The organism is Streptococcus sp. D7B5 (genome assembly GCF_029691405.1).
GTDB lineage: Bacteria > Bacillota > Bacilli > Lactobacillales > Streptococcaceae > Streptococcus.
In genome coordinates this window covers 1,933,369-1,951,165 of record NZ_CP121467.1, presented here as the reverse complement: position 1 = coordinate 1,951,165, position 17,797 = coordinate 1,933,369, and the positions used below count along the sequence as shown (strand labels likewise).

Annotated in this window: 13 protein-coding genes and 1 pseudogene; all 14 read right to left on the bottom strand. The window is 40.2% G+C overall.

Annotated elements, in window-relative coordinates:
- Window positions 1–7: 7 nt before the first annotated feature.
- Window positions 8–772 carry a nucleoside phosphorylase gene (locus P8P68_RS09405; protein WP_278275935.1) on the bottom strand — a complete coding sequence of 255 codons (765 nt, stop codon included), beginning with the start codon at window positions 770–772 and terminating at the stop codon, window positions 8–10.
- A gap of 13 nt (window positions 773–785) precedes the next feature.
- Window positions 786–986, bottom strand: a complete 201-nt coding sequence (locus tag P8P68_RS09400; protein WP_002882686.1) for a YdeI/OmpD-associated family protein — start codon at window positions 984–986, stop codon at window positions 786–788.
- A gap of 49 nt (window positions 987–1,035) precedes the next feature.
- Window positions 1,036–1,653, bottom strand: a complete 618-nt coding sequence (gene cysE, locus P8P68_RS09395; RefSeq protein ID WP_070657773.1) for a serine O-acetyltransferase — start codon at window positions 1,651–1,653, stop codon at window positions 1,036–1,038.
- A gap of 15 nt (window positions 1,654–1,668) precedes the next feature.
- The gene (gene pnp, locus P8P68_RS09390) at window positions 1,669–3,882 is read right to left on the bottom strand and encodes a polyribonucleotide nucleotidyltransferase (RefSeq protein ID WP_070657771.1); all 2,214 of its coding nucleotides are present in this window, start codon (window positions 3,880–3,882) and stop codon (window positions 1,669–1,671) included.
- A 450-nt stretch (window positions 3,883–4,332) separates the two neighbouring features.
- Window positions 4,333–5,199, bottom strand: a complete 867-nt coding sequence (gene metF, locus P8P68_RS09385; protein ID WP_042903098.1) for a methylenetetrahydrofolate reductase [NAD(P)H] — start codon at window positions 5,197–5,199, stop codon at window positions 4,333–4,335.
- Window positions 5,200–5,269: 70 nt separating this feature from the next.
- Window positions 5,270–7,519, bottom strand: a complete 2,250-nt coding sequence (gene metE, locus P8P68_RS09380; protein WP_278275934.1) for a 5-methyltetrahydropteroyltriglutamate--homocysteine S-methyltransferase — start codon at window positions 7,517–7,519, stop codon at window positions 5,270–5,272.
- Window positions 7,520–7,871: 352 nt separating this feature from the next.
- Window positions 7,872–8,165, bottom strand: coding sequence for a helix-turn-helix transcriptional regulator (locus tag P8P68_RS09375; RefSeq protein WP_000797739.1), 294 nt, complete (start codon window positions 8,163–8,165; stop codon window positions 7,872–7,874).
- A 188-nt stretch (window positions 8,166–8,353) separates the two neighbouring features.
- Window positions 8,354–8,719, bottom strand: a complete 366-nt coding sequence (locus tag P8P68_RS09370; protein WP_001241800.1) for a TIGR02328 family protein — start codon at window positions 8,717–8,719, stop codon at window positions 8,354–8,356.
- Window positions 8,703–9,107, bottom strand: coding sequence for a YbgA family protein (locus P8P68_RS09365; protein WP_278275933.1), 405 nt, complete (start codon window positions 9,105–9,107; stop codon window positions 8,703–8,705). Before P8P68_RS09365 ends, P8P68_RS09370 begins: the two co-directional genes overlap by 17 nt.
- A 103-nt stretch (window positions 9,108–9,210) precedes the next feature.
- A pseudogene (locus tag P8P68_RS09360) lies at window positions 9,211–9,381 on the bottom strand (type I restriction-modification system subunit M); the annotation flags it as partial.
- Entirely contained in the window at window positions 9,380–13,438 is a 4,059-nt protein-coding gene (locus P8P68_RS09355; RefSeq protein ID WP_347566595.1) for a hypothetical protein, read from the bottom strand. The pseudogene P8P68_RS09360 and the gene P8P68_RS09355, both read right to left, overlap by 2 nt.
- Window positions 13,439–13,584: 146 nt before the next feature.
- A complete protein-coding gene (locus tag P8P68_RS09350) occupies window positions 13,585–14,346 on the bottom strand; it encodes a DUF6261 family protein (protein ID WP_278275931.1) in 762 nt (253 codons plus the stop codon).
- Between the two features lie 25 nt (window positions 14,347–14,371).
- Complete coding sequence (locus P8P68_RS09345; protein WP_278275930.1) at window positions 14,372–14,587, bottom strand: hypothetical protein; 216 nt, start codon at window positions 14,585–14,587, stop codon at window positions 14,372–14,374.
- 567 nt (window positions 14,588–15,154) lie between these two features.
- Window positions 15,155–17,788 (bottom strand): DEAD/DEAH box helicase family protein, encoded by a 2,634-nt coding sequence (locus P8P68_RS09340; RefSeq protein WP_278275929.1) that lies wholly within the window; start codon window positions 17,786–17,788, stop codon window positions 15,155–15,157.
- Between the last annotated feature and the right edge of the window lie 9 nt (window positions 17,789–17,797).

Below are 17,797 nucleotides of genomic sequence, written 5' to 3'. Positions count from 1 at the left end.
CTTGTAGTTACCTTTCTAGTTCCTTTGCTATTGTCAAAGCGATAGTGAAAAAAGTCATGGCATCAGCTGTCCGCTCTTCATGGCGGGCATCCCAGGTTCGGTTATGATGATCCACATAGTCAGCTGTGTAGAAGAATTGATAGACCTTGCTCTTGCGAAATTGACTCCAAGCCATGATAGCTGAAGCTTCCATATCCACCACTTGTGCACCAGCAGCCAAGCGACGCTTGACCTTATCAGGCGTTTCTCGATAAAAGGCATCAGTCGTCCAAGACTTGGTGCGGATATGCTCGATATTGTGCTTGTCAAAGATGGCTTCCAGCTCGATTAGCAGAGACTCGTCATAGGCTACTTCGTCACCCGGTGGGGCATAATGATAGCTAGTTCCTTCATCACGCAATGCGGCCGCAGGCAAGATGATCTTATCTGCCTCAATTGAGCGGTCCAAAACGCCACAGGAACCTAAAATGATAAAATTTTTGAAGCCTCTAGCTACCAATTCCTCCAGTTGGCCAACTATCATCGGAGCCCCAATCGGAGCCAACATAACTGCTAGCTTGATAGGACCTTGGCGGTAAATATACCATGGACGCTGTCCGTTTATGCTTTTCAAATAGCCTCCTGGATAGACTGCTTCTGACTCAATCAAACGTTTCAGAATTTCGCCATTAAAGGACAGGATGATGGTTTCACACACTTCACCCTTGTCATGGACTGGCTTTTCAGTTGGTTCGATAACAGCAGGTACATTTTCGAATTCTTCTAATAGCATAACTTCTCTTTCTTTAAGGCTCCAGCAAATCCGCCTTCATTTTATTTAGACGGCGCAGTTTGGTCTCATCTTTTTTGGCTTCACTGATATAATGAGCCCATTCACGCTGGTGGCTAGGTGGCAGTTTAATAAAGCGCTCCTTAGCAAGACCATCCAAGCGTTCTTGCAACTCAAGAACTGCCTGGTTCAAAATTGCATCTGATAAATCTGACATAGTTCTTACCTCCTGTCATACTTCACCTCGATAACTTTGCTACCCTATCCTACAGACTTGATGAATGGTGACTGGCTTCACGGGCATGCTCTAGCTTGTCTAGATAGTATTCTCGTTTTTCTTCAACTTCGTGGATCGTCGGCTCATCTTTCTGTCCATGAACTCGGACGATCTTAGCTGGGATTCCGACAACTGTCACATCGCTCGGAACATCTGCCACAACCACTGCACCCGCCCCAACTTTGGCTTTCTCTCCAATTTCAATAGGGCCAATCACCTGAGCGTGGGCCGAAATCAGCGCCCCTTTTCGAACAGTCGGATGGCGTTTGCCAACATCCTTCCCTGTTCCACCAAGAGTCACTCCGTGATAGAGAAGAACGCCTTTTTCAACAATCGCCGTCTCTCCAATCACCAGACCTGAACCATGGTCGATAAAAACACCTGATTCTATCTGAGCACCCGGATGAATCTCTATCTGAGTCCAAAAGCGCCAAAACTGACTGTGCATACGAGCCAGGAGTTTGAAGCCGTGCTTCCAGAGAAAATGCGAGAGACGGTGGGCAGCTAAGGCCTTGACACCTGGATAAGTCAGCAAAACTTCCAAACTGTTGCGTGCCGCTGGATCATTTTCTTTTACAATATCAATGGTTTCGCGCCACCATCCCATACATTTCTCCTTTTCTTATTCTGAATCTTTTGGTGTTTCTGTAAATTCTTTCTTCGATTTGTGGTCCTTGTGATGACGTGGACGGTGAGGTCTCTCAGACTTTTCGCCTTTTTCATCATGCTCAGGTTTTGGTGGACGAGGAAGAAGAGCCTTCATAGAGGCATCGATACGGCCTTTTTCATCAATCTTGATAACCTTAACATCAACTTCATCACCGATAGCTACCAAATCCTCGACACGGTTGGTACGAGTCCAAGCCATTTCAGAAATGTGCACAAGTGCATCTGTCTTATCAAAGAGGTTGACAAAGGCACCAAATTTCTCGATACGAACAACCTTCGCATGGTAAACTTCATCCACTTTAGCTTCACGGACCAAGCCAGCGATGATTTCTTTGGTTCGGTTAATGGCATCTTGGTCGCTAGAGTAGATAGAAACATTACCTTCTTCGTCGATATCAATCTTAACGCCTGTTTCAGCGATAATCTTGTCGATGGTTTCTCCACCCTTACCGATGACAATCTTGATCTTGTCCACATCAATCTTGATGGTGTCAATTTTTGGAGCAGTTGGAGCCAATTCTGGACGAACTTCTGGAATAGTTGCTTGAATCACATCAAGGATTTCAAAACGCGCTTTCTTGGCTTGGGCAAGGGCTTCTGTCAAGATTTCAGCAGTAATTCCTTGAATCTTGATATCCATTTGAAGAGCTGTAATCCCGTCACGAGTACCTGCAACCTTAAAGTCCATGTCTCCAAAGTGGTCTTCCAAACCTTGGATATCTGTCAATACTGTATAGTTATTTCCATCTGAGATAAGTCCCATAGCAATACCAGCTACTGGCGCCTTGATTGGCACACCACCAGCCATAAGGGCAAGAGTTCCCGCACAGATAGAGGCTTGAGAAGATGAACCGTTTGATTCCAAGACCTCTGCTACCAAGCGGATCGCGTATGGAAATTCTTCCAAACTAGGCAAGACTTGAGCAAGAGCACGCTCACCGAGAGCACCGTGACCAATTTCACGACGACCAGGGGCACCGTAACGGCCTGTTTCCCCTACAGAGTATTGAGGGAAGTTATAGTGGTGCATAAAGCGTTTCTTGTACTCTGGATCCAAACCATCGATGATTTGAGTTTCTCCCATCGGAGCCAAGGTCAAAACTGAAAGGGCTTGAGTTTGTCCTCGAGTAAAGAGACCAGAACCATGTACACGAGGAAGATAGTCAACCTGCGCATCTAAAGGACGGATTTCATCGACTTTACGACCGTCAGGACGCACCTTGTCTTCTGTGATCAAACGACGCACTTCAGCGTGTTCCATTTGTTCCAAGATTTCAGCCACATCACGCATAATACGGTCAAATTCTTCGTGGTCTGCATATTTTTCTTCGTAAACAGCAGTCACTTGGTCTTTAACTGCTTGAGTTGCAGCTTCACGAGCCAATTTTTCTTCTACTTGGACCGCTTTTTGGAGGTCGCTGTTGTAGGCTGCGATGATTTCAGCCTGCAAGTCCGCATCTACATGAAGCAATTCCACTTCTGCTTTTTCCTTACCGACCGCAGCAACGATTTCTTCTTGGAAGGCAATCAATTCTTTAACAGCTTCGTGTCCTTTGAGAAGAGCTTCCAACATGATTTCTTCTGACAATTCTTTGGCACCAGACTCAACCATGTTGATAGCGTGCTTGGTACCAGCTACTGTCAATTCAAGAAGTGATTGCTCTGCTTGTTCTTGAGTAGGGTTGATGATGATTTGGCCATCGACATAACCCACTTGTACCCCAGCGATTGGTCCGTCAAATGGAATATCTGAGATAGAAAGCGCCAAGGATGAACCAAACATAGCCGCCATTGGAGCAGAGGCATTTTCATCATAAGAGAGCACTGTGTTGATTACTTGCACTTCGTTACGGAAACCTTCCGCAAACATAGGACGGATTGGACGGTCAATCAAACGCGCTGTCAAAGTCGCATCTGTTGAAGGACGTCCTTCACGTTTCATAAAGCCACCAGGAAACTTCCCAGCCGCATACATTTTTTCTTCGTAGTTAACTTGAAGTGGGAAGAAATCCCCAGTTGCCATTTTCTTAGACATAACGGCAGCAGTCAAGACAGTTGACTCACCGTAACGCACGACAACAGAGCCATTTGCTTGCTTAGCAACCTGGCCAGTCTCTACAACCAACTCACGACCCGCAAAAGTCGTTTGAAACACTTGTTTTGTCATTTTAATCCCCTTTGGATTGATGAAATTATACGCCTTGCCTACAAAGATCAAGATACTAAGGTCACAAAAAGCAAAGTAAAAATAGGAAACTGGCGAAGTCTTCGATGAAGACAAGACAGTTTATCTTTTTTACACAGCTTTTCGGCCGAGTTCAATTACTCATGATAGCATAGATTGACGCAGTGTGCGATGCACACCAGGAAATCTATCTTTTTCACTAGGGATTTAGCCCGTGTTCAACTACCTAAATACCTTGAAAAGTTTAAAAATATTATTCTTTAGCATTTGTACCTTTTATAGCAGATTTGAATAGCTAAGAATCTGTTTATACCCTCATCTTTGTATCAAGTACGTACAGAGTCTATTTTATCATATTTTTCTTAAAAAGTGCGGGCTTTTCTATTAAAAAGGAACCATTCCCCTCACCTGAGAAGAATGGTTTGCTTTTTATTATCCTAAAGACTGATGATTAAACAAGGCGTGGGTTGCTTGGTGGATGTATTTTGCTGTTTCAGCATTGTTCATGGTGTAGAGATGCACACCTGCGACATCTTGAGTTACCAAGTCCACGATCTGATCCACTGCATAGGCAAGTCCTGCTGCTCTGAGCGACTCAGGGTCATGCTCATACTTGTCTAAGATGGCCTTAAATTTACGTGGAAGATGGATATTCTCACATGTCTTCAAGAGACGAAGCGCTTGGTTACGGTTAAGAATGGGCATAATCCCCGCATGAATAGGAACATCAATCCCTGCCAAGGTACACTTGTCTTGGAAATCATAGAAACGCTCATTATCAAAGAAAAGCTGCGTTACAAGGCTGGAACAGCCTGCATCTACTTTCTTCTTGAGATTTTGAATATCCGAGATCTGGTTTGGCGAGTCAGGGTGTCCCTCTGGGTAGCAAGCTCCGATAATATCAAAGTGAGGGGCTTGTTCCTTGATGAACTCGATCAAGTCCGTTGCATAGCGGAAATCCTTTTGTGGTTCCACATCAGGGATAATATCCCCACGCAAGGCCAAGATTTTCTGTACCCCAACCTTATCCAAGTCCGCAATGGTTTCAGCAACCTTGTCCTTGGTCAGATAGATAGCTGGCAAGTGGGCAATAGTTGGAATCGCCAAGTCATTCTGGATAAAGTCAGCCAAACGAACCGTCGTTTCCTTGATATTAAATTTATTATTGCTGGCAGTCACACTGATAAAGTGCGGTGTCAGCTCCCGCATATCCTGCAAGGCTGAAATAATATTATCATTACCCACAGCTGGGTTTGGAGGGAACACTTCAAATGAAAGTGACGGCGTTTGGCGTGACATATTCATTATCCTTTTCTAGTTTTCTAGTTGATTTCTTACTGATCAACCATGTATGGAGAAATGTCTTTTCTTACAATTTCTCACGCGCAGCTTTAGCAGCTTCAACAAGGCGGATCAAGCTTTCTTTTGTTTCTGGAATACCACGTGTTTTCAAACCACAGTCAGGGTTGATCCAAACTTTCTTGCTTGGCACTTTGGCAAGAATAGCATCGATTGTGTGGTCGATTTCGCCTTCATTAGGCACACGAGGAGAGTGGATATCGTAAACCCCAGGTCCCACTTCTGTTTGGAAGTTTTTCGCTTTGAGTTCGTCCAAGATTTCAAGGTTGGAACGGCTTGCTTCAAAGGAAATAACGTCCGCATCCATGTTGTCGATAGCTGGGATGATATCTGTAAATTCTGAGTAACACATGTGAGTGTGGATTTGAGTGTCTGGCGCTACTGTTGAGTGTACCAAGCGGAAGGCAGGAATAGCCCAGTCAAGGTAGTCTTCGTACCAGTCGCTACGACGGAGTGGCAATTTCTCACGAAGAGCAGCCTCGTCGATTTGGATGATTTTCACACCTGCAGCTTCAAGGTCAAGAACTTCATCCTTGATGGCAAGAGCGATTTGAAGAGTTGAATCCTTGATAGAAATGTCTTCACGTGGGAATGACCAGTTAAGGATGGTAACAGGTCCTGTCAACATACCCTTAACAGGTTTGTCAGTACGGCTTTGTGCGTAGCTAGACCATTTCACAGTGATTGGGTTGAGACGAGTGACATCGCCCCAGATGATTGGTGGTTTCACCCCACGCATACCGTATGATTGTACCCAACCATTCTTAGAGAAGAGGTAACCTGACAAGTTTTGACCAAAGTACTCAACCATGTCGTTACGCTCGAACTCACCGTGTACAAGCACGTCGAATCCAACTTCTTCTTGCCATTTGATCCATTCGTCGATAGTTTCAGCAAGGAAAGCATCGTATTCTTCTTGTGACAATTCACCTTTACGGAAGGCCAAACGTTTCGCACGAACTTCCTTAGTTTGAGGGAATGAACCGATGGTTGTTGTTGGAAGAGCTGGAAGTTTAAAGGCTTCTTCTTGGATGGCTTCACGTTCCGCAAAGGCTGGCAAACGAGTGTAGTCAGCGTCTGTCAATCCAGCGATACGCGCACGAAGTTCTGCATTTTCACCCACACGTTCAGTCGCAAAGAGTTCTTTGTTAGCTGCAAGAGCTTCTGCACCTTGACCATTGCGGATAGCATCCAAATCACGAATCTCATCCAATTTTTCAACTGCAAAGGCAAAGTGGTTCAAGATAGCTGGTTCAAATTCTTCATTAGCAGTTGTAAATGGCACATGAAGAAGTGAGCATGAGCTAGTCAAAACGATGTTTTCAGCTGGGATTTGTTCAAGAATCGCCAAGCTCTTTTCATAGTTGTTACGCCAGATGTTCTTACCATTGACAATACCTGCATAGAGAGTCTTGTCAGCTGGGAAGCCACCTTTAACGAGTTCAAGAGTTTTCTTACCTTCAACGAAGTCCAAACCAATGGCATCTACTGGCAAGTTCACAAGGTCAGCGTAGACGTCACGAACGTCACCGAAGTAAGTTTGAAGCAAGACTTCAAGACCTTTCTTGTCAGCCAAAAGCTTGTTGTAGAGGTTCAAGAAGAGGGCTTTTTCTTCAGCTGTCAAATCTTTGACAAGAGCTGCTTCGTCCAATTGGATACGAGTCGCACCAAGCTCAGCCAATTTAGCAAAGACCTCTTGGTAAGCAGCTACTAAGCTATCTACGAAGTCTTCTGCTTTCACACCGTCTTCAAAATCTGACAATTGAAGGAAAGTGAACGGACCTACAAGGACTGGACGAGTGTTGAGACCAAGTTCTTTTGCTTCTTGGAACTCATCAAAAATCTTGTGACCAGCCAATTTAACTTGAGTGTCTTTTTCAAATTTAGGAACGATGTAGTGGTAGTTGGTGTTAAACCATTTCTTCATCGGAAGGGCACGCACGTCCCCTTTTTCTCCTTGGTAACCACGTCCCAAAGCAAAGTAGCGTTCAAGATCAGACAATTCCAAGTTTTGAACGGAAGCAGGTACCACGTTGAAGAGGAAAGCTGCATCTAGGAAGTTGTCATAGTGAGAAAAGTCATTTGATGGGATTTCAGTGATGCCTTTTTCTTTGACGATGTTCCAGTGTTTAGCACGCAATTCTTTTGCTGCGGCAAGGAGTTCTTCTTCTGAGATTTCTTTTCTAAAGTATTTTTCAGTTGTAAATTTTAATTCGCGGAATTCGCCCAAACGAGGGAAACCGATGATCGTAGTTGACATGATGTGTCCTCCAAAATTTGTTGTTGAAACTATCTTAACAGAAAAGAAACTGTCTGTATAATTGTAAATAATTAGGCTTTGATATAGTTTGAAACTATATCACTGTTTTAAACAAAAGAAAAAGACTTGAGATCTGTGTCTCAAATCCTTTGTATTGCTTGTTTGGTGGCTGTATTTTAGTTGGAATGCTCAAACGAGCTATTGACGATTTTCATCAGTGACTATGGCTTGCTATTAGAAAAGACTATAGGTTGGTTTTCTTTTGTAATTCTGATATTTCCCTGAAAAAGTGCGGACGGGAGGTAAAATTGTTCTGTGGATGATTTTAGCCAACCAAGTAATCTCTTCTCTATCAACCTTTTTCCTGTTCAAGTGGAACGACTGCTAGTGTCTTTCCTAAACTTGCTAAAACTTTTAAGACCGTATCCAACTGAGGACTGGTCTTTCCTGTCTCCATCCTAGCTATAACAGGCTGGCTTACTCCACTGAGTTCCTCTAGCTTTTTCTGACTGATACCTTGCTCATGTCTAGCCTCAATCAACTCACTCATGATATCCACTCGCATATCACTTTCAAGGATTTCCTCCTTGGTAAAGAGTTCAGATCGGATATCCTTCCAATTACTTCCAATAGCACTATTCTTCATCACTTAACCCTCTTTCTTTTATGTCCTTCAGTTCACGCTTGGCTTTTGAAACAAATTATAACTTAAAAGTTATTAAAAGTAAATCCTAATACTCTTAAAAAGAAGACCTTAGAATCATTCTAAAGGTCTCATATTTATTATTCAAAAAAATTACGAGAAGAGTTATAATATGGAGCTAATCCTGACTCTTACTCCAGCTCAATGCCTTTCTCTCGGAGATTAGCTAAACACTCCTCATAGTATTCTGCATCATGTTCACTATAGATGGTCTTGCCTAGTTTCTCCTCTGCTAAGTCTTGATAAGAAGGGCAGGTCTTGCCACGGTAGTTCTTATCCAGCCACTCTGGACTGACATTGTAGCCACGGATTGCCATCTCCTCCATGATCAAGCGATGATAGGCATAGAGACGATAAGGCGAGTGGGTAAAGACATAGTCCACCGTCGCATGCTTTCTGCCCCAGCCATTGCCACGAAGAGCACAGCACTCTCGATGTTGCCCCAAAAGCTGCGGACGGGGAAGTTGTGAAATCAAAGCCTCATGCCAAAGTCTCATGAGAGTCTCCTTTCAGTAAAGTCGAATGTTGCAAATAGGTATTGGGATAGCGATCCAGCAACTCTCTCGTCTTAGCGATTAAGTCTTCCTTAGAAGCCTGACCAAAGCGGTAGCGATCCAGCAAGAGCATGTAGTCTTTGCATTCAACATCTGTCGCTTTCTTTTTGAAATAGCCCCAAATATGCTGAAAGGCATTGCAAACCTGACCCCTGTGTTCTGGGATTTGACAGGCACGGTCAATCATCTCTTGAACCTGACTCACCTCCACCTCTTCATTCTTCAAGTATTGGCGAATCTCATTGTAAATATTGCTGGAATGGCTCAAAACGAGGTATTTGTTTCTAGCCCAGAGTTGTTGGCACTGGGATTTTTGATTAGTTTGTTCCATCTTTCTCCTTACTTTCTATCCGTTTCCAGGAAATATGGAAACAAAGTTGTATCCTAAAAATGAGCGAATTATCAGCGGAATATGAGCGAATCAATTGGCTCCATCACCCTTTAAAGTGTTTCAAAAACTCTTTGAGCTCGGCATCGGCTTCTGGTGTGGTTCCGTGGAGTTGACCGAGCATTTCAAGTAATGCAGCTGTTTGTCTTTCGATTGCTTTATTTGTCTCGTTAATCTTGCTGACGATGTCTGTCAGCGGCTCGACTTCTTCTTCCTCACCAGTACTTAATCTCACCGTCTCTAAAACCATTCAACCGAATTCCTAGAGGTTGAATGGACGAACTGCTAATCAAGCCCTTAGATAAAAGATAACTTCTCATCTTTTCGTTGAAATTGTTTTTCTTAACCGTGACAACATTGTTTCCTTTTTCGTTCCTATTTAATTTTTCAAAAGCTTTTTCCCATTCGTTATATACATCAGAATCTCCCAAAAAATCCATTATCTCCCACAGTTCAAATAGATCTAGATATTCCCCTAACAAAGCTAACCTATGTGTTGAGATTTCAGGATTAGATAGTAAATTATCCTTGAGCAGACTTGTACGATCTGAAGATTCAATATCGTCCATAGCCAATAACTCTCGGCATAACTGAATACTAATTTCTTCACTATCTAATCTAATCAAGTCATCCCAGTTTTCTTTAGCTAGCTGTCTTATCTTAATTTTGATAGATTCATCTGCATTGTCATAATAATTGGAACTAATTATATAACTTAAATCATCTATATCAAATTTAGAATCAAGGATATGAGCAACAAGTTCAAGAGAAAATTGCTTATTTTTTATGCTTACATAATCCAGAGAATCTATTATTTGTAGCTTGTAGGAATCATCTATTTCCTCATATTGCAACAAATCATTGAGTTCCGTTTCATCATGAACGTCTTCTTCAATCTCAAGATACTTTTCAATATTCCTTGAAATGAAATAATTTTTCATTGATGGATATTTTTCTCTGATGAACTTAAGATTATTAGCATTAAATTTTATAACATTCAAATCTATCAAAACTTCCAATCTATCATCTGAAAGCCCCGTTACATCAAAGTTTTCGTAATGCCATTGCATTGATGTAAGCATTGTTCTATATATAGTTAAGTTCAGATTATCTTCAGATACAATTTGAACAAAAAAATCTTCCTGTACTTCCTCATCAAGTTGTACAAAAATTTCTCGGTTCAATACAAAATTGGGATCTTGATTAATAAAAGGAACCAGATATTCATCAATATTCCTAAATAAAGTAAAGTAGGAACAAACAATCTCAGAATTAACTTGCCCTTTTTTAAGCAGCACAAGATTTTCTATCAGTTTTATATCATTAGATAATCCTTGAAACTTCTCTACAGTATATTTAATGGAGAAGTTTGGAATATTATTGAATATACTTACGGCAGGTGTAATCTCCCCATCTTCGTAATCCTCAACTCTATATAAAATATCATGTTTAAGTAAGTGTTCAATATAAGAAGAATCATCATCCATTTTCCCGTTTGATATTTTTATATAAACATTGACGTATTGTAACAAATTATCTTCCGAATCTAAACAGTAGTCCAACAGTGATTTCAATTCAATATTTTTACTAATAAGTTCAAAATTCTTGTGAGTATATTCATAATTAGTATATCTTTTTCCCAAATTCCATTTTATAAAAAATTTCAAATTATTCTCAGAAATCGAATATAAATCATTCCGATAGATATAATTCATTATTTCTTTATAATCTGTAAGTTTTTTTTCATCTAATAAGGATTCATAAATACGCTGTGAATATTCTCTAACTTTCATCTCAATATTTGATAAATTTTTTGTAAACTGCTGAATTTCATAACTCATATTTGGAGAAAGAAGCTCTTGATTATCATTTATATATCCTGAAATCAATACTTTTGTTTTTTCAGGAATGTCACTCAAATCAACTAAATTCATCAATGATAGTATTAGACTATTTTTATTTGGAGCAGCATATCCTCCATTTTTAATTTCTAAATACTCGTTAAAAAGACTAACATTGTGCTCCAACCATTTCTTAAAAAATAATTTAATAGTCTCTTTTTTATAAATTACACCTTGACCTGATGTAGCTCTATCTAATGTATTGTAAAAGTTGATTAAGAAATCCAAAACATCCTCTTGTTTAAATACTTGAGCTAAACACTCATTATCATTTTCTTTTCTGGAATTTAGTAAATAGTCAAATAAATTATAATTTAGCACATAACTATATCTATAATCTTTAATCGACAAGCGATTAACTATTTCATTTGTATTGGTTAAAGAAATATCATAATTACCATCACGTCCAGAAACAACATTTCTTAAATATTCTTTTTCTTCTACCGTTATAGTATTTTCATAGAAATGATTCAAATAATCTTGATAGCTCTCATCAATATAAGCATTTCTAATTAGGAAAGAAATTATTGAGGATTGAGGATTCTTTCTTATTTCTTCGGTAAAATCACTTTTAAAATCATCAATATCTGTAGCATATTGGTAAACATCTGATAACCTATAACTATCTAGTTTCCCAAGCTCATCGTTCAGTTTCTTAATTTCTTTTTCCAATTTTTCTATGAGCTTCTTATTCCTAATATTCTCTAAACGTTCTTGGAATTCTGGAGTATTTTTATCTGGAAATATAGACTCAATACCCGTATTTCGTTTATATTGATTATTCTCTGCGTCACTATAATCTTCAAAGGTCCAAATTTCACTATCATCTGCCAGTAACGCTTTTATGTAATCCGAACGTGATGAAAAATCTGATTCAGATTTACTATTTACTTTAATTACTTTTCTACCAGGTGGTACTTTCAAAATAGTTCCATATAATTCAAGCTCATCGTTTAATTGTTCTTCCTCTGCCTTCTCTATCTTTTTCTCCAATTCTTTTATCTTACTATTTAATTTCTCCCTACTATTTTTTAATGCTATTTCTTTTGAGTTCAATAGTTCAAATAAATATCCTTGATTTTTTTGTAAAAGCGAAAAGTCTTTAGGGAAAATATTTTTATACACTATCATCGAAAATACTTTCTCAGGATTTAATTTCAAAGTACTCAATACTTCTTTATAGGTCAAATACTCATTACAAATATTATTTATCAGACGCATATCATCAAGGTATAGTGAGATATTAAATAAAAACTTTTCATCCAATTCCTCACAAATTTTCATATCATTTAATATTTCTGATAGCTTATCATAGGAATTTGAAGCCGTTACAACAGGCACTATTGGAATAATAAAATCAAAAAATTTCGTTCGTTCTTGTGACTCAAATAAATCATCTTTAACAAGATAGAAGAAAACCAGTTTAGGTTCTTTACATACTTCTCTTTTTCTATTAATAACAATATTTAATTCCTTAATTTTTTCAAAGATTCTTGAATCATTGAAACGCTCAATATCTTCAAAAACTATGACATCTGCCTTAGATTGTTTAAACAGATATATTACGTCATCCAAATACCTATCAAAATAAGATACTTTGCTATTCTCATTTGAAAAAACTTCTATATCCGTCTCTATTTTATCTGATTTTAGCGATAGGTGTTTAATGAATCCAATATCTCTTTGTAGCTTTAATAAATAAAAAATTCCATATAGCAATAACGCAAATATGATAGCGAGCGCTAATAATCTAGAAGTTACATCAGTCGTCCAAGAAAGCCAAGAGACTTCCTTGATCAAATTAACCCATGTGTTAAAATTAAAAGAATACAGAAACAGCAGCAATAAAGAAAATAAATAAGCCGTATTCCTCCAAGGATGAATTTGTGACTCTGCATCAAGAGTTTTAAAAATTGATTTTCTAATCGAGTTAGGTTCAATCTGATGGAGTAATTGATTGATAATCTTTCCCTCAATTGTATTTATTTGACGGTTATTAAGTCCTTTTTCTTCATTTTTTATAGTCTCATCATACTGAGCAAGAGAAATATGGATAAACTTTTTATTTTTAGTTTTTTTTAGAAGCTCAATCAATCTTCTTATTCCTATTTTTTCTGATTGACAATCATGTAAAAATTTCTTAAAAAACTCAATTACTTCTTTAATTCCTATTTTGGGAGAGCTGTTATTTTGCAAACGCTTCTCAAAACTCTCAATGACACTGCTTTTACCAGCTCCATAGTTCCCTGTAATTGCGACATTTGTTGGTTCTGATTCATCACTTATAACATACTCCAAAGCTTGTAATGTGACTAGTTGAATTTCTACATTTTTATTCGATGTAAGTGAACGGAACCTATACTCTTTTTCCATCAACAATCTCCCTTTTTCTATCTCATTATTACTGTTTATTATTTGAATTTTTCTTCTAACACCTACCATTATATCAATTCTAACTCAGTATATAAAGCTTTTATATACAAAACACCCCTTAGAAACCTGCTTCTAAGGGGTTGTCTTTATCCTGCCACTTGTGTAGCTTCTTCTACTTTTACTTTTTTATCCTTCTTACTTGAACCAGTCAATCGTCGTTTACTGTCTCGGATTGTATTGAGGTCTTTAAGGAGTTGGGTCAGGTGCTCTTTTTCAGGATAGGCTTCTGCGCTGGCTGCGGTGTAGCGCATAAAGAGGTCGTAGATGCTGGTTAGTTCCGTACGGACTTGTCTGGTCTTACCGACTTCCTTAGCAGACTTATGCGCACGCGCCTGACTTTCCACCTTATCATATTCCTCCTGCGCACTAATCACCGCCGTCAGCATAGGGGTCAAGCCTAGACTGGTAACTGCTGTCTGGTAGGGTTCCTCACTAAGCGTTTTGAGCAGACTCTTGATTTCTGCCGTTTCCACATCATTGCTGTGCTTGGTGATATCCTTGTACTTGGCAAAGACTGGTTTCAAAGTCTCATGAGCTTCTTTGAGTTTGGTCTCCTTGATCTTAGCAAAGCCTCTATGAAGAGTAAAGAGACCGACTAGGGCACTGTCACGATTGCGATCGACTTCGGTCAGATTCGTCGCCTCTTTCTTTTCTACGATAGCGAGTTGGCCTTGGAAGTCTGCTAGCTTGCTCTTGAAGGAATCAAGATGCTTGCTATACATAGGCTCGTCCTTATGTGCCTTGGCAAAAACTTCTAGTAGTTGACCCGTATCTACCATGAGACTTTCAAACTCACGGTTGGTAAAGTTGGTATAGCTTAGGGGGCGGATGGTAAATGTTTTTGTCATGATGATAACCTTTCTATTTAACGAATCATTTAGTTTTTTCTTTATCAAATAAAGACTGGATTAGTTCTGGAAGATAGACCTGTTTTTGATCTGTTTTTACAATGCTTCCTTGTCTAGGAGGTTGAATCAAAGGTCTATCCTTTCTTACATAGACTTGAAGCAATACACAGACCAAAAATAGGAGTCCCCATAGAGGAAGGTCCGATAGGATACTCTCCTTATTTTCTTTATCTTTCTTCATCAGATTTCTCCTTTAAGTTGATAAGACAATTCTAACAAATAGCAAAGAACTTAGGACACTCATCCGCTCAACTGTCTACTTTATCATCCCAACTGCACTTTTTCAGTCTATTTCTTACTTTTACTGGATAAATCAGTCATTTTAAAATAATACTCAATGAAAATCAAAGAGCAAACTAGGAAGCTAGCCGCAGGTTGCTCAAAGCACGGCTTTGAGGTTGTAGATAGAACTGACGAAGTCAGTAACCATACCCACAGCAAGGCGACGCTGACGTGGTTTGAATTGGATTTTTGAAGAGTATTAAAAATCCCTATCTGACTGGAAACATATCCGTCTGTCAAATAGAGACTCTTACTATTTTTAGATTTTAACTTTACTAACTTTAGAATACATCTAAACTTTAGGAAAGATGGCTATTCGAAAGCTAGAAGACCTCAAAACTTTCTCAGATAGACTATTCGAAGCTTAGAATACTCATAAATTTATGTACTTCTTGCTATTCTAAGTTTAGAATACCTGTAAACTTTAGGAAATTCATATCTTCGAAACTTCGAATAGCTACCTACCCTACTCGAATCGACTTTTAACCTTCTTCTTAGTCAAGGTACGGTCATTTTTATTGGAGAGAGCTTTGATACGAGCTTCGAGAAGGATTTTCCGCCCGGCCTCTGTTCGTGTATAGACAAGGTGATAACGTCCGATAGTTGGTCTCAGAAAGTCGAGGAATTTCTGTGCTTCTTCCTTGCGCTTGTCAAAAAGACTTGGCACGACATAGTAAGGTGACTGACCTTGTCGGACTTTCTCTGCCTTCAAGAGATAGCGCTGATTGTCCACTGGAGCAAAGAACTCTCCCACAGTCTGAGCAAACAGCTCCTTGTCCCTCATGCTTCCTCCTTTGAGATAGGCAAAAACCATATAATTTTCCTTGTCCTCTTCTACCTGAACACGGGATTGATCATCTGTTAGATGCCCTGAATCTAGCAGAGCCTTTCGGATTTGCTCCCCCAGAGACTGCAAGCGTTTATAGGGACTTTTATAACGGAGGTAGCGCCAAGATGCAAAGACCAAAAAGAGGAGACAGGCTGCCGTAAGCCACCAAACTCTAATCAGTCTCAATCTAAACAACAAGAGCAATAAATCCACTGCTAGGAGCAACAAAGACATGCGAACCCATTTTAATGCATCAAACTGGAGCATGATTGGAATCTTCTGTTGTTGAGCAGCGACTTCAGTGACAATCTCAAATCGATCTGCCACTACGAGAGCATCTTGCCATTTTTTGCGCAAGCCTGCTCGATCCTTGGAGAGACTCTTAACTCGCTCATTATACTCGCTGATTTGCTTTTTCCTAAAGGGGGGCTTTGGAAAATCCAAACGATCCAAACCGGTCTCAATACTCTCCTGATTATAGGCCAAGCCAAGAAAATGCTCCATCCGTCGCGACAAGGTCTGCAGATCCTGATTGCTCTCTGGTCTAGGCTCCTCACCAGGAAGAGTGATAAGTGCTTGCGCTTGAACGGCTACCAGATGCCAGATGTTACTGGTCTTTTCTGGATGGCACGGCCAAATACGAATGGCACGGCCACGCATCTGGTTACTTAGCATAAAGCTCCCCACAAAGCTTCCGAGGATTAGGGAATTAACACAAGGAGCATCCCAACCCTCTCCGAGGAGAGATTTGGTTCCTACTAGGACTTGAATCCGCCCTCGTTGAAAAAGCTCCGTCACTGCCGCTACGATTCCCTTAGCTGAGCTTGGAAAACCAACCTGCACATAATCTTTTTGATCTAAGTGACCAATAGATGAGAAACTAAGAGGAACCTGAGGCAAGAGTTCCTTCAACTCTGCTGCCACATCGGTAGGCAAAATAACGACACTACCTGACAAGACAGCCAAAGACACAGGTATCTCTTGCTCCTGAGCTTTCCGACGAATGCTTTCAAAATAAGGGAGAACCCCCAACTGAGAAATGGTTGCCTGATTATCTCCCAGATAGGTAGCAAAATCCTTGCGAATATAGTCAGCTAGTACTAACTGTCTCAGTTCCTGACCTAGACTCTCATACTCTGTCCAGAAGATATCAGCGATGGCAGACAATTTCCCCAGAGATTGAGTTAAAAGCTGATCAGAAACCTTAGACTTAACCAGATAAACCTGACGTTTTTCCACCAACCCACGAGCCTTCAAGTCAGCCTCTAACTTTTTCCTATATCCATCTAGATCCTCATACCAATCTGGTGTCTGATAGAGCATGCTCTGCAACAGTGTCTCCAGCCAGTAGGAGGTCAATGCTGGAAGCTTCTGGGTTCCCAGTAAATTTTGCAAAGAGGGAGGAATCGTTAACCCCTGAGAATGCATATAAATCAACATAGCGGACAAATACTTGGGATCTTCTAAGAGCAAATCAGATGAAATATCCCCTTTGAGGACCTTAGACCCTGCTACAAATGTTTGAAAATCAGGATCAACTATAAGGTGGTGAATATAGTCCCACTTAGTCTCCTCAAACCGTTTGAGACGTTCCGCCTCTTCAGCTGTTGGTGAACACATATAGACAAAATCCTGATGAGGGCAAAGAGTGTCTTCCTTGACTAATTCGGGTACCGTGATTTCTTGGTCGATTTCCCCACACATACGGATATAGCGTTCCCAGAGTTCAGGATCGCTGTCATAAGGTGGTGTCGCTGTCAAGGAGATGAGTTTCAGCGGTCCATACTGCTTGCGAAAGGCTTCCAGACTTTTCCACCATTCATTGCGCAGGTGGTGGCATTCGTCCAAACAAAGAGTCGCAACTTTCTGAGCTCTTAGGCTTGCAAGCAAATCAAACCCCACAAAATCCTCTGCTTCTCCATCTTCTTGTGATTGAAGTTGGTTCATGGCACTATGAAAAGCCTGATAGGTCACAATCGTTAATGCCTTCATCTCCTTTAAGTTTTGGGAAACGAGGTCTGAAAGCCTCTGACCATCCTCTAGAAAAGCAGTTTGGATCCTATCTACCCATTGTTCGCGAATGGTGACAGTCGGAACTAAAACAAGGGCTGGGTTGCCAAAACGAGCGATTAGCTCGATACCAATGGTTGTCTTTCCAGACCCTGGAGCAGCCACTAGATGAACATGACCGTCTGCTTGATAGTCCTGAAAACGATCCAAGACCTGTTTTTGATATTGGCGCCAGCTTCCTTCAAAGTTTAAACCTAACATGATACTCCT

Excerpts from the sequence above, each read along its gene's own strand:
- P8P68_RS09355 (WP_347566595.1), bottom strand. The coding sequence starts at position 13,438 with ATGGAAAAAGAGTATAGGTTCCGTTCACTTACATCGAATAAAAATGTA.
- pnp (WP_070657771.1), bottom strand. The coding sequence starts at position 3,882 with ATGACAAAACAAGTGTTTCAAACGACTTTTGCGGGTCGTGAGTTGGTT.
- P8P68_RS09370 (WP_001241800.1), bottom strand. The coding sequence starts at position 8,719 with ATGAGACTTTGGCATGAGGCTTTGATTTCACAACTTCCCCGTCCGCAG.
- P8P68_RS09345 (WP_278275930.1), bottom strand. The coding sequence starts at position 14,587 with ATGAAGAAAGATAAAGAAAATAAGGAGAGTATCCTATCGGACCTTCCT.
- cysE (WP_070657773.1), bottom strand. The coding sequence starts at position 1,653 with ATGGGATGGTGGCGCGAAACCATTGATATTGTAAAAGAAAATGATCCA.
- metE (WP_278275934.1), bottom strand. The coding sequence starts at position 7,519 with ATGTCAACTACGATCATCGGTTTCCCTCGTTTGGGCGAATTCCGCGAA.
- P8P68_RS09375 (WP_000797739.1), bottom strand. The coding sequence starts at position 8,165 with ATGAAGAATAGTGCTATTGGAAGTAATTGGAAGGATATCCGATCTGAA.
- P8P68_RS09405 (WP_278275935.1), bottom strand. The coding sequence starts at position 772 with ATGCTATTAGAAGAATTCGAAAATGTACCTGCTGTTATCGAACCAACT.
- P8P68_RS09350 (WP_278275931.1), bottom strand. The coding sequence starts at position 14,346 with ATGACAAAAACATTTACCATCCGCCCCCTAAGCTATACCAACTTTACC.
- metF (WP_042903098.1), bottom strand. The coding sequence starts at position 5,199 with ATGTCACGCCAAACGCCGTCACTTTCATTTGAAGTGTTCCCTCCAAAC.
- P8P68_RS09400 (WP_002882686.1), bottom strand. The coding sequence starts at position 986 with ATGTCAGATTTATCAGATGCAATTTTGAACCAGGCAGTTCTTGAGTTG.
- P8P68_RS09365 (WP_278275933.1), bottom strand. The coding sequence starts at position 9,107 with ATGGAACAAACTAATCAAAAATCCCAGTGCCAACAACTCTGGGCTAGA.
- P8P68_RS09340 (WP_278275929.1), bottom strand. The coding sequence starts at position 17,788 with ATGTTAGGTTTAAACTTTGAAGGAAGCTGGCGCCAATATCAAAAACAG.